Here is a 12,245-nt window from a genome sequence, read left to right on the forward strand (position 1 = left end):
TCGATTAATCAGCAAATGCCATTGGGATTGAATCGATCCGCGGCATAGATTACCGGCCATCGCCACTGCGGTCGGGCACGCACCCGACCGTCGAGCCCGGCACGGCAAGCTGCCGGGTGGCCCATCCACCGTCAGGGAGCCTCACCGCTGTAATCACTGCTGTGTCGCCAGGCGCCGCCCGGCGAAGCCCATTTCAATAAAAACAATCAGGCATGCGCGCATGCCCAAGGGTCACCACCATGCAACCACGTACCGAGCAATCGGCCGCGCCAGCACGCGACCACGACAGTTCCTTCGAGGACCGCACCTACCGCAAGGTCATTTTGCGCATCCTGCCCATCCTGCTGCTTTGCTACATGGCGGCCTATCTCGACCGGGTCAATATCGGCTTCGCCAAGCTGGACATGCTCGAAGACCTGCAGTTCAGCAACACCGTCTACGCCCTGGGCGCGAGCATGTTCTTCTGGGGCTATTTCCTGTTCGAAGTGCCGAGCAACCTGTTGCTGCACCGCCTCGGTGCGCGCTTCTGGATCGCCCGCATCATGTTCACCTGGGCGCTGGTGTCGATGGCCGTGGCCTTCACCGTGCCGCTGGCGCAGTTCTTCGGCATCCAGTCGAGCACCATGTTTTACACCCTTCGTTTTCTGCTAGGCATCTGCGAGGCCGGCTTCTTCCCGGGCGTGATTCTGTACCTCAACTACTGGTTCCCGACCCACCGGCAGAGCCGCGTGATGTCCGGCTTCCTGCTGGCACTGCCGATCAGCCTGGTCATCGGCGGCATGCTCTCGGGCTGGCTGATGACCGCCATGCAGGGCGTGCACGGGCTGTCCGGCTGGCAGTGGATGCTGCTGATCGAAGGCCTGCCGTCGATCGTCATGGCCGTCGTGGTGATCGTCTGCCTGTGCGACAACATCGACAAGGCCAAGTGGCTGTCCTCCGCCGAGAAGACCCTGCTCAAGGCCAACCTGCAGCAGGACAGCACCGGCAAGGCCTCGCGCCTGAGCGAAGCCTTCCTCAACCCGCGCGTGTGGCTGCTGGTGCTTATCCTCTTGACCTTCAACACCGGCTTCTACGGCCTGGCGTTCTGGATGCCGTCGATCATCAAGAGCGCGGGCATCACCAGCAGCCTGCACATCGGCCTGCTGACCGCCATTCCCTACGGCGTGGCCGCGGTGGCGATGCTGCTCAATGCCCGCCACTCCAACCGCACCGGCGAGCGCCGTCTGCATGCCGCAATTCCTGCTTTCATCGGCGGCGTCGGGCTGATGCTCAGCGCCTACTTCGCCCACAACATCGTGCTCTCGGTACTGTTCCTGAGCGTGGCGGCCTCCGGCATCCTCAGCCTGATGCCGATCTACTGGACGCTGCCCGGCACCGTGCTGTCCGGCATCGCCGCGGCGGCCGGCATCGGCATCATCAACTCGTTCGGCAACCTGTCCGGCTTCACCGGCTCGATGATCACCGCGATGGCGGAAACCATGACCGGCGACATCAACAACGGCACCTACGTGCTGGCCGCCTGCCTGTTCGTCAGCGGCGCGCTGATCATGGCCATCCCGCGCAGCATGCTCGGCACGCCCACCAGCAAGCCTAAGACCATTGTGGCCACCAACCTGACCCTGGAGAAAGCATGAACGAGCTGCACGGTAAACGTGTGCTGATCACCGCCGCCGGCCAGGGCATCGGCCTGGCCAGCGCCCGGGCCTTCGTGGCCGCGGGTGCCGAGGTGATCGCCACCGATATCGCGATCGGCGCATTGCAGGATGAGCCGGGCCTTACCGCCCTGCAGCTGGACGTCACCTCACCTGAGGCCATCGCCGCCCTCAGCGAGCAGGTCGGTGCGGTGGACGTGTTGTTCAACTGCGCAGGCTACGTCCACGCCGGCAGCATTCTGGACTGCGACGAAGCGGCCTGGGAGCGCTCCCTGCAGCTCAACGTCACCGCCATGTACCGGATGATTCGCGCTACGCTGCCGGGCATGCTGGCCCGCGGCGGCGGCTCGATCATCAACATGGCCTCGGTGGCGTCGAGCATCAAGGGCGTGCCCAACCGCTGCGCCTATACCGCCAGCAAGGCCGCGGTGGTTGGCCTGACCAAGTCGGTGGCCGCCGATTACATCGCCCAGGGCATTCGCTGCAATGCCATCTGCCCGGGCACCGTCGACTCGCCATCGCTGCGTTCGCGCATCGCCGAACAGGCGGCGCTGCAGGGCGTGGCCGAGGAGCAGGTGTACGGCCAATTCGTCGCCCGCCAGCCCATGGGCCGCCTCGGCAGCGCCGAGGAAATTGCTCGGCTGGTGCTTTATCTCGGCTCCGATGCGTCTTCCTATACCACTGGTGCGCTGCATGTGATCGATGGCGGTATGAGCATCTGATCGTCTTGAACCTGAACAAGGACCCAACATGAAACTGCTACGTTACGGCGCCAAGGGCGCAGAGAAGCCAGGCCTGCTGGACGCCGACAACCAGATTCGTGACCTCTCCGGGCATGTGGCCGATATCGCCGGCGACGTGCTGACGCCTGCGGGCCTCGCCGCGCTGACGAAGATCGATGTGGCCAGCCTGCCAGTCGTGACTGGCAACCCGCGCATTGGCGCCTGCGTCGGCCAGGTCGGCAAGTTCGTGTGCATCGGCCTCAACTACGCCGACCACGCCGCCGAGTCGGGTATGGACGTGCCCAAGGAGCCGATCATCTTCAACAAGTGGACCAGCGCCATCTGCGGCCCCAATGACGCCGTCGAGATTCCCCGCGGCTCGACCAAGACCGACTGGGAAGTGGAGCTGGGCGTGGTGATCGGCAAGGGCGGGCGCTACATCGACGAGGCCAACGCCATGGACCATGTCGCCGGCTATTGCGTGATCAACGACGTGTCCGAGCGTGAGTGGCAGCTCGAGCGCGGCGGCAGCTGGGACAAGGGCAAGGGCTTCGACACCTTCGGCCCGCTCGGCCCGTGGCTGGTGACCCGTGACGAAATCGCCGACCCACACAATCTGGATATGTGGCTGGAGGTCGACGGCCACCGCTACCAGCAGGGCAACACGCGCACGCTGATCTTCAACTTGCCGCAACTGATCGCTTACCTGAGCCGCTGCATGAGCCTGCAGCCGGGCGACGTGATCTCCACCGGCACGCCACCGGGCGTGGGCCTGGGCATCAAGCCCAACCCGGTATTCCTGCGCGCCGGGCAGACCATCAGGCTGGGCATTGCCGGACTGGGTGAACAGCAGCAGGTCACGGTGCAGGCTGACTGAGCCTGAGACCAAAAAAAGGGGCCGCGAGGCTCCTTTCTTTTTGGCGACTCAGGCTGAGGCTTAGCGCGCCGCCCAGGCGTTGAAGCGTTCCTCCAGCTCTTCGCCGTGGTCGATCCAGAACTCGGCGTCGACCAGTTGCGCGCCGGCCATATTGGCCTCGGCGGTCGGCAATTGCGCCTGCACATCGGCCGGCAGTTGCGGCAGCGTCTCCTTGTGGACCGGGCCGTAGGATATCTGGCTTGAGAACACCTTCTGGGTGCCCGCCTGGCTGGCGAACTTGATGAAGCGCTCGGCCAGGGCCTTGTTCGGGCTGCCCTTGACGATGGCCCAGTGCTCGGGATCGTACAGGCTGCCGTTCCAGGAGATCTTCAGATTGGCGCCTTCCTTCTGGGCCACGCCGATACGGCCGTTGTAGGCGGCGGACAGGGTCACGTCACCGGCCAGCAGCCACTGCGGCGGTTGCGCGCCGGCTTCCCACCACTGGATCGAACCCTTGATGGCGTCCAGTTTCTTGAAGGCGCGGTCGACGCCTTCCTTCGTGCCCAGCACCTTGTACAGGTCCTCGCGGCTCACGCCGTCGGCCAGCAGGGCGGCTTCCAGGGTGTACTTGGCGCTCTTGCGCAGGCCGCGCTTGCCCGGGAATTTCTCCAGGTCCCAGAAATCCGCCCAGGAGGTGGGCGCGGTTTTCAGTTTGTCGCCGTTGTAGGCCATCACCATCGACCACACATAGGTGGCCACGCCGCACTCGCTCACGGTGCCAGGGATGTATTGGTTGGCATCGCCGAGAATGGCCGGGTCGATGCGCTCGAACAGGCCCTCTTCGCAGCCGCGCTGCAGCTCCGGACTTTCCACCTCGACCACATCCCAGGTCACCTGGCCGACATCGACCATGGCTTTGACCTTGGACAGTTCGCCGTTGTACTCGCCGGCCACCACGCGGGCGGCGCCGCTCTGCTCGAAGGGTTTGAAGTAGGCGGCGGTCTGCGCGACCTTGGTGGCGCCGCCGAAGGAGATCACCGTGAGGCTGTCGGCGGCCAGCGCCGCGTTGCTGGCACCAGCCAGCAGGGACAGACCGATGGCGGTGCGGATGGATGGACGCAAGTGCTTGAACATGGAAACTCCCTCGCTGTTTTTTCGTTTTAGTTGGAACAGGGGCAGTAGGGCCGAAGCGGCGAAGCTGCGCGTTGTGTCACGCGTCAGCAGAATCTTTGTTGTTGTGCCGCCCTGAGTGCGGGCTGGGCGGGAACTGTCGTTCAGGTGAGGGCCATGGTGCGTCAGTCCGGCGCGCAGGAAAATTAGTAAAAATATGCTCGGGACTTACGAAAAACCTTTGCAAGGCAGAGCCCCGCCAGGGCGCCGTGTTGGAGTAAGGTGTTAGGGTCTGTTGACGTTTCAGCGCGAGCCGCGTTGCAGCGAGAAATCTCGCCAGGCTAGGCGGAGGACGCAGGGAATGGTGTTCCCTTGCCAAGTCCTCCAACAACGCATGGCGAGATTTCCCGCGCAACCCGAAGGGCCGGGCCCGTTTTACCGCGATGCTGCGTTTCTCGCCGGCTCATTTAGCCAGCTAAACTTCGCGGCTCGTGCCTTGCCTCGCGCCAAAACGGGCTCCGGCGCGGCCGTGCGTGAAACGCCAACAGACCCTAGCAGTTATCACGCTGAGATCGGACACGTGGCTTCCTATACCCTGCGGCAACTCAAGTACTTCGTCACCACGGTGGAAGCGGGCAGCGTGGCCGAGGCGTCGCGCCAGCTGTACATCGCCCAGCCGTCCATTTCCACGGCCATCAAGGGGCTGGAAGAAAGCTTCGGCGTGCAGCTGTTCATCCGTCATCACGCCCAGGGCGTGTCGCTGACGCCCAGCGGCGCACGCTTCTACGAGAAGGCCCAGCAACTGCTGCGCATGGCCCGCGAGTTCGAACAGAACGCCCTGGCCGACAACGATATCGTCGCCGGGCAGATCGACATCGGCTGCTTCGAAACCGTCGCGCCGCTGTACCTGCCGCAACTGATCGCCGGTTTTCGCGAGCGCTATCCGGGCGTGGACATCCGCATTCGCGATGGCGAGCAGCAGGAATTGGTGCAGGGCCTGACCGCCGGCTCGTTCGACCTGGCGTTTCTCTACGAGCACGACCTCGACGGCACCATCGCCACCGAGCCGCTGATGCCACCGCAGAAACCCTATGTGCTGCTGCCCGAGCAGCATCGCTTCGCCGGCCAGGCCCAAGTGTCGCTGCGCGACCTGTGCCTGGAGCCGATGATCCTGCTCGACGTGCAACCCAGCCGAACCTACTTCGTCAGCCTGTTCCACGAACTGGGGCTGACGCCCAATATCGTCTTCAGCTCACCGTCCATCGAAATGGTGCGCGGCATGGTTGGCCAGGGCTTCGGTTTCTCCCTGCTGGTCACCAAGCCGCACTCCGAATGCACCTACGACGGCAAGCGCGTGATCACCGTGGACATCGCCGAGCCGGTGGCCACCTCCGGGTTGGTGGCGGCGCGCCTCAAACGCGGGCAACTGACCAAACCGGCGCAGCTGTTCGTGGATTTCTGCCGGGAGCGGTTGGGGCAATTGAGTGAGCGGGGTGGGGCGTAGGATGGGGCGGACCCCATCGTGCGTTGATGGGGTTCACCCATCCTACGAGCTACTCATATCAGCATCTACACCTGTGGGAGCGGGCCATGCCCGCGATTTTTTCGCGCGCATGGCGCGCTCCCACATTGGTCGTAGCCTGGGTCGAGCGCAGCGACACCCAGGGAACATGCCCTGGGTATCGCGTTGCTCAACATCGGGCTACAGGTTGCGGTTCAGCTCGGCTCGCAGAGGTAATCCGCCAATCGCTGGAGCAGCGCATCACAACCCTGGAGCTGTTCCACGCTGACGAACTCGTCGGGTTTGTGGCCCTGGTCCATGCTGCCGGGGCCGCAGACTACGGTGGGGATGCCGGCACCGTCGAACAGGCCGCCTTCGGTGCCGAAGGCCACGGTGCCGAAATCGGTCGAGCCGCAGAGCCTGGCCAGCAACCGCGCCGCTTCGCTGTCCGGCGGTGTGGCGAGGCCCGGGTAGGCGCTCAGGGGGTGTAGGCGGATATCGCTGGCGGCGCTCACCGCCTGCATCTTCGGCAGCAATTGCTCGGCGGCGTAGCGCTGCAGCTCGTCCGGAACGCGCTGCGCGTCGAAGCCCGGCAAGGCGCGCACCTCGAAATCGAATTCGCATTCAGCCGGCACGATGTTCAGGGCGCGGCCACCCTTGATCACGCCGGTCTGCACGGTAGAGAAGGGCGGATCGAAGCGCGCATCGTGGCGCTCGGGCTGGGCCAGGCGTGCGCCGATCTCGCCCAGGTGGCCGATCAGCCGCGCCGCGTATTCGATGGCGTTCACGCCATAGGGCGCGTAGGCCGAGTGACAGGCCGCGCCGTGCACTTCGCAGCGCATCGCCAGCTTGCCCTTGTGGCCGAGCACGGGCTTGAGCTCGGTCGGCTCGCCGATCAGACACAAGGTGGGTTTGTGCGGGCGTTTTTCCAGCTCGGCGAGCATTGAGCGCACGCCCAGGCAACCGACTTCCTCGTCGTAGGAAAACGCCAGGTGCACCGGCACCTGCAGCGGGCGTTGCACGAGGCTCGGCACCGCGGCCAGCACGCAGGCGATGAAGCCTTTCATGTCCGCGGTGCCGCGGCCGTACAGGCGCCCGTCATGCTCGCTCAGCTGGAACGGTTCGACCGTCCAGGCCTGGCCGTCGACCGGCACCACGTCGGTATGGCCGGAGAGCACCACGCCGCCGCGATCCTGCGGGCCGATGGTGGCGAACAGGTTGGCCTTGGTGCCTTCGGCGTTATGGAACAGCTCGCTGTCCACGCCAAAGCCCGCCAGGTACTCGCGGATGAATTCGATCAGCTCCAGGTTGGAATTACGGCTGACCGTGGCAAAGCCGATCAGCCGCTCGAGCAGGGCGCGGCTGGTTGGCTCATTCATCGCCCGGTACTCCATAGCTTGGCGCCGCCGTCGGGTCGAGGGCGCGGGTCAGGTAATCCTGCATCTGCGGCCGGTAGGCCTGCCACAGGCCGTCGAGCTGGCCGATGGGGTCTTCGTCCGCCCAGTCGACACGCAGGTCGATGATCGGCCACACCAGATCGCCCACCACCTTGAGCGCCGCCGAGTGCACCGGGCCGGCCTCGCCGCCGGCGGCCATAGCCCCGTGCATGGCGGCGAGTAGGCGGTCGGCCAGTTGCCCGCTGGCGTTCTCGAAGGCCTCGACCATGGCCTTGATCACCGCCTCGCTCGCCAGCAGATTGCCGGCTGCCACGCACTGCTCACCGGCTACCGCGTTATACAGCCCCAGCGCTTCCTTGCCGCTGAACAGGGCGGTGCGGCCCTGGCTGTCGATCACTGTCACCTGGCGATACTGGCTCCAGCCATTGGCGCCCAGGGCGCGCTGCAAGGCGTCGCCTGGTTCCAGCGCCTGTTGCTCCAGCAGGTCGAGAATCTGCGGGCCGAGAGCGGGCAGGGTGACGTTCTGGGTGGCCACCGCGCCGACGCCAGCACGCAGCCAGGGGCAGCGGGCGCCGACGGCGATGCTCGACGAGCTGATGGCGATGCCCAGCTGGCCGGTTTCCGGGCAGCGCCCGACGATGGAAAAGGTCATGCACGCCTCCTTATTGGGCTGGCCAGTCGTCCGGGATCACCGCGATCACGTCGATCTCCATCAGCCACTGCGGCTGGCCCAGGGCCGAGACCACCAGCCCGGTGGAAATCGGGAACACGCCCTTGAGCCATTTGCCGACCTCCTTGTACACCGGCTCGCGGTAGCGCGGGTCGATGATGTAGGTGGTGGTCTTGACGATATGGGACAGGTCGCTGCCGGCTTCTTCGAGCAACTGCTTGAGGTTCTTCATCGCCTGCTCGGTCTGCGCCTGCGGGTCGCCGAGGCCGACCAGGTTGCCGTCGAAGTCGGTACCGACCTGGCCGCGCACGTACACCGTGTTGCCGGCGCGCACGGCCTGACAGAGGTCGTTGTCCAGGGCTTGGTTGGGGTAGGTGTCCTTGGTGTTGAACATGCGGATACGGGTATGGGTGGGCATCACTTGACTCCCTGCAGGCGGGTGACGGGGGCTGCGGCCTGGCGCTGCTCGGCATCGCGGTAGGCGGTGTATTTGCGCTGCGTGGCGATATGGTCGGCGACGTGCTTGGCGTCGTGCCACACGCCCCAGATGAACGACGAACCGCGGCGCGACAGCCACGGCAGGCCGAGGAAATAGATGCCCGGCTCGCGGGACACGCCGCGCTGGTGCTGGGGCTTGCCGTTGGCATCGAAGGTATCGGCTTCCAGCCAGCTGAAGTCGGTGGCGAAACCGGTGGCCCAGATGATCGACGTCACCCCGGCCGCGATCAGGTCCAGCTCGCGCAGCGGCTCGCTCATGCAGGCGGGATCTGCCGGGATGATGCGCGCCTCGGGTTCTTCCGGCAGGTCGAGGCCGTTGCGTTTCACATAGGCATCCGCCGCATCGAGCAGCGCCAGATAGTTCTCGTCGCCGCGGCGGATGTTGTCAGCCAGGTCGTCGGCGAACTGCACCACGCCGTTGTCGAACGAGCGGGTCAGGCCGACCAGCGTCATGCCCTGGTGAGCCAGGCGGCGGAAGTCGATGGTCTTGCCGCCATAGGCGCCGCTGACCGCGATGGTCACGTGTTCGCGGCCGGCCTTTGGCGTCTCCAGGTCCCACTCGCCAAGCACGCCCAGCCACCAGCAGAAGTCCCGGTTGCGGTAGCTGCGCGGCGGCCGGTCATGGGCGCCGACGGAGAGGTAAACCTGACGGCCAGACTGCATCAGCTCATCGGCGATCTGCGTGCCCGAGGAGCCGGCGCCCACCACCAGTACGGCGCCGGCGGGCAGTTGCTGCGGGTTGCGGTACTCGGCGGAATGGATCTGCGTGAGGCGTTCATCCTGCGGGGCGATGGCCGGAATCACCGGGCGCTGGAAGGGGCCGGTGGCGGCCACCACGCGATTGGCTTCGATCACGCCTTCGGAGGTTTCCACGGTAAAGCCGGGGCGATTGGCGTTGCGGCGAACCTTGTGCACTTCCACGCCGGTGCGGATCGGCGCATTGAAGCTGCGCGCATAGGCTTCGAAGTAGGCCGCCACCTGTTCCTTGCCTGGAAAGGCGTCGTCGTCGATGTCGAATTCCAGCCCGGGGAAGCGGTCATGCCAGGCCGGGCCGTTGGCGACCAGCGAATCCCAGCGCATGGTGCGCCAGCGCTCGGCGATGCGCTCGCGCTCCAGCACCAGGTGCGGCACACCGAGTTTGGTCAGGTGCTCGCTCATCGCCACGCCGGCCTGGCCGGCGCCCACCACTAGGGTGTCTGTTCGGGTTGTTTCGACAGCCATCGTTGCGTCCCTCTGAAGGAGGCCCGGCGCCCATGCACAGGGATGGCCCTGGCCGGCACGAGCCGTTCGTGCGTTGAGGCCATTGTGTTCAGAGGTGGGGGATAGCGAAATTAGCGTTTTTGTAGTCGTTGCCCAGCAAAAAGCTGGGCATGGCTGCAGTGCCTGTCAGACGGGCTGTGCGGCGAGGTTCACGCGGTTGCGGCCGGCACTTTTGGCGGCATAGAGGGCGACGTCGGCTGCGGCGACCAGGGCGGCGGGCGTCTGTATCGCCTGCCCGGGAGTACAAGAGGCGACGCCAATGCTCAAGGTGAGATTGGCGTAGGGCGAACCCTGGTTGGCGATCGCCAACGCCTCGACGTCAGCGCGGATACGCTCGGCCACGGCCATCGCTGCCGTGCTTTCCGCGCCTGGCAGGATCAGCGCCAGTTCTTCGCCGCCGTAGCGCGCGGTGGTATCCGCAGCACGCTTGGCGTGGCGCTTGAGTATCGCCGCCACCTGTTTGAGCGCTTCATCACCGGCGGGATGACCGTACTGGTCGTTGAAACGCTTGAAGTAGTCCACGTCCAGCAGCACGAACGACAGCGGTTGAGCCTGGGCCGCCGCGGACTGAAAGGCAGCACGCAATGCTTCGTCCAGGCGGCGGCGGTTGGCCAGGCCGGTCAGGGCATCCTCGCCGGCCATGATTTCCAGCGCATGGTTGGCCAGCGCCAGATCCCGGTGCATGCTCTGCAGGCGCGCTTCCATGCGGCCCTGGCGACCGAGCGCACGCCAGATCAGCCAGCCCATGGAAAACAGGATGACCAGTACACCGGCAGCCAGCGACCAGTTCTGCAGCGAGCGGCTGCGCCAGGCGGCCATCGCCTCCTCTTCACCGAGTGAAGCAGCCACCAGAATCGGGTATTCATCGCTGGTATCGAAGCCGTAGATACGCCTCACGCCATCGATCATCGCCGTGAGCACCAGGCTGCCGCGCGTCACGCCTTCTTCGTTCACCTTGCGCAGCAGTGGGCTGCTGGACATGTTCAGACCGGCGTGTTGGTCCGAATCCTTCGACCTGACCAACAAGGTGCCGTCGCGCTTGGCCATGCCGATCACACCCTGGCTGCCCAGGTCGATGGTCTGGTAAAAGTCCACGAAGTGCTGGACCAGTAGCGTCGCCATCACTACGCCGTGAAACTCGCCACTGGCATCGCTCAGCCGCATGGACAGGGAAATCACCCACTCGCCACTCATGCGGCTCTTCACCGGCGGGCCAATGTACAAGCCGCTGACCTGATTATTGCGATGCACGAGGAAGTACTCGCGATCCAGGGCAGAGTAACTGGTGATCGGGTTGCGCACCGTGGTGACCAGGGGCCGGCCATTGGCATCGAGTACCGTGAAGCCCTGCACGTCTGTCAGGATCGCCGACTGCGCCCGCGCCACCTCCAGCACCTCGTTCAGGCTCTCGGGGCCATAACCGGAGACCTGCAACTTGCGCTGCATGCCAAGCAGCACGGCATGGGCATCACGAATGGTCGATTCTGCCTGGCGGGTCAGTGCCGCCGACAGGTTCTCCATATCGGCGACATGCTGGCGCAGCGACTCACGCCTGTCCCATTCGACCTGCAGGAACGTGAGCACCACCACGGCCAAACCCACCACACTGGTCATGATCGCGACCAGGCGTCTGAGGTAAGTGATCTTGGAGGTCTGACTCGTCAAGGTGCGGGCCCGGCTAGGCTGGTTGGGCTCGTATCGTCAGCGTGGTGGCACGGCGGGATAGGAACGTCGTGCAAATTATGAACAAAACGGCGGGGGGATTGCACGCGGTTTTGCTGCGCGCGGGCGCGCAATCGTTTGTCATCCAATGAACCCTTTCGGGCGTTCCAGCAAGCCGTGGCGCATCGGATTGGCACTCGGCGAAGTGCATCGGTATACTCCGCCAGCCTTCTGGGGGCCTATAGCTCAGTTGGTTAGAGCAGAGGACTCATAATCCTTTGGTCCACGGTTCGAGTCCGTGTGGGCCCACCAATAAAATCAGAGAGTTAAGCCAGCCTTCGAGCTGGCTTTTTCTTTTTTGTGGCCAGAACAAAAAATTGGTCACCGTTCAGATATCCCTTCGTTACGCTTGGCATTTCCGCTCATCCGGCCTCTCAACCACGATGTGAAGGCTATTGCCTGGATGAGCAGCAGGATCCCAAGTTGGACGCGCAGCGTGGCATGGAGGCCGCCCTGCTTATCCCCGCCTGGCCAATATCTGTGATATTTCCACACCGCTGAAGATGGCCGAGTTACGACCACGCCAGGAGAATGGTGCGAATGATCGAGGCGAGCGTGCTTGGTCACAGGCGCCGGTCGAACCGGTGCAGGTTTTCGACACTTGTATTTCGCCGGTACGGGCGGCGTGGCGAGTTGGGCGCTGAAACCCTGCGAAGGGTTGATCCTGATCGATGCCTTGAACAACGCTGATGAAGCCCAGCGCTATATCGATGCAGGCTTGCACAAGCTCGGCCTTGATCCAGCCGACATCCGTTACCTGCTGATCACCCATGGACATGGCGATCAGGCGTATCTGGTAGAGAAGTTCAAGTCGCGTGTGGTGATGAGCGAGCAGTATTGGTAGGAGCTTGAAAAGC

Annotated in this window: 11 protein-coding genes and 1 tRNA gene; 6 read left to right on the forward strand and 6 right to left on the reverse strand. The window is 64.5% G+C overall.

Features of this window, described 5'->3' with window-relative positions; genetic code table 11:
* The first annotated feature begins 239 nt into the window (after nucleotides 1-239).
* From PVA39_RS04085 to PVA39_RS04095, 3 genes are read left to right on the forward strand one after another with little or no spacing between them, the layout of a single operon-like run.
* On the forward strand, nucleotides 240-1,634 hold the full coding sequence (locus tag PVA39_RS04085; protein WP_274122938.1) for an MFS transporter: 1,395 nt from the start codon (nucleotides 240-242) through the stop codon (nucleotides 1,632-1,634).
* Nucleotides 1,631-2,374, forward strand: coding sequence for an SDR family oxidoreductase (locus PVA39_RS04090; protein WP_274122939.1), 744 nt, complete (start codon nucleotides 1,631-1,633; stop codon nucleotides 2,372-2,374). The genes PVA39_RS04085 and PVA39_RS04090 overlap by 4 nt, the downstream gene beginning before the upstream one ends.
* Before the next feature lie 28 nt (nucleotides 2,375-2,402).
* The gene (locus tag PVA39_RS04095; protein ID WP_274122940.1) at nucleotides 2,403-3,251 is read left to right on the forward strand and encodes an ureidoglycolate lyase; all 849 of its coding nucleotides are present in this window, start codon (nucleotides 2,403-2,405) and stop codon (nucleotides 3,249-3,251) included.
* Nucleotides 3,252-3,311: 60 nt separating this feature from the next.
* Here PVA39_RS04095 and PVA39_RS04100 read toward each other — a convergent pair whose 3' ends face one another.
* Nucleotides 3,312-4,364, reverse strand: coding sequence for an ABC transporter substrate-binding protein (locus PVA39_RS04100; protein WP_274122941.1), 1,053 nt, complete (start codon nucleotides 4,362-4,364; stop codon nucleotides 3,312-3,314).
* Nucleotides 4,365-4,920: 556 nt separating this feature from the next.
* Between PVA39_RS04100 and PVA39_RS04105 the strand changes: the two genes are divergently transcribed.
* Nucleotides 4,921-5,844: a LysR family transcriptional regulator gene (locus PVA39_RS04105; protein ID WP_274122942.1), complete on the forward strand. Its 924-nt coding sequence runs from the start codon at nucleotides 4,921-4,923 to the stop codon at nucleotides 5,842-5,844.
* Between the two features lie 212 nt (nucleotides 5,845-6,056).
* On the opposite strand, the gene argE is transcribed toward PVA39_RS04105, so the two are convergent.
* The 5 genes from argE to PVA39_RS04130 form a co-directional block, all read right to left on the reverse strand.
* A complete protein-coding gene (argE, locus tag PVA39_RS04110) occupies nucleotides 6,057-7,220 on the reverse strand; it encodes an acetylornithine deacetylase (protein ID WP_274122943.1) in 1,164 nt (387 codons plus the stop codon).
* The gene (locus PVA39_RS04115) at nucleotides 7,213-7,890 is read right to left on the reverse strand and encodes a DUF1028 domain-containing protein (protein WP_274122944.1); all 678 of its coding nucleotides are present in this window, start codon (nucleotides 7,888-7,890) and stop codon (nucleotides 7,213-7,215) included. The genes argE and PVA39_RS04115 overlap by 8 nt, the downstream gene beginning before the upstream one ends.
* A 10-nt stretch (nucleotides 7,891-7,900) precedes the next feature.
* Nucleotides 7,901-8,326 carry a RidA family protein gene (locus tag PVA39_RS04120; RefSeq protein ID WP_070884426.1) on the reverse strand — a complete coding sequence of 142 codons (426 nt, stop codon included), beginning with the start codon at nucleotides 8,324-8,326 and terminating at the stop codon, nucleotides 7,901-7,903.
* Nucleotides 8,326-9,627: a flavin-containing monooxygenase gene (locus tag PVA39_RS04125; protein ID WP_274122946.1), complete on the reverse strand. Its 1,302-nt coding sequence runs from the start codon at nucleotides 9,625-9,627 to the stop codon at nucleotides 8,326-8,328. Before PVA39_RS04125 ends, PVA39_RS04120 begins: the two co-directional genes overlap by 1 nt.
* Nucleotides 9,628-9,792: 165 nt before the next feature.
* A complete protein-coding gene (locus tag PVA39_RS04130) occupies nucleotides 9,793-11,280 on the reverse strand; it encodes a sensor domain-containing diguanylate cyclase (protein WP_274122947.1) in 1,488 nt (495 codons plus the stop codon).
* 283 nt (nucleotides 11,281-11,563) lie between these two features.
* On the opposite strand from PVA39_RS04130, the gene PVA39_RS04135 reads away from it, so the two are divergent.
* Both PVA39_RS04135 and PVA39_RS04140 read left to right on the forward strand, forming a co-directional pair.
* Nucleotides 11,564-11,640 (forward strand) — tRNA-Ile (locus PVA39_RS04135).
* 349 nt (nucleotides 11,641-11,989) lie between these two features.
* On the forward strand, nucleotides 11,990-12,232 hold the full coding sequence (locus tag PVA39_RS04140; RefSeq protein ID WP_274122948.1) for an MBL fold metallo-hydrolase: 243 nt from the start codon (nucleotides 11,990-11,992) through the stop codon (nucleotides 12,230-12,232).
* Nucleotides 12,233-12,245: the final 13 nt, after the last annotated feature.

This window comes from Pseudomonas sp. CNPSo 3701 (assembly GCF_028674975.1).
Classification (GTDB): domain Bacteria; phylum Pseudomonadota; class Gammaproteobacteria; order Pseudomonadales; family Pseudomonadaceae; genus Aquipseudomonas; species Aquipseudomonas straminea.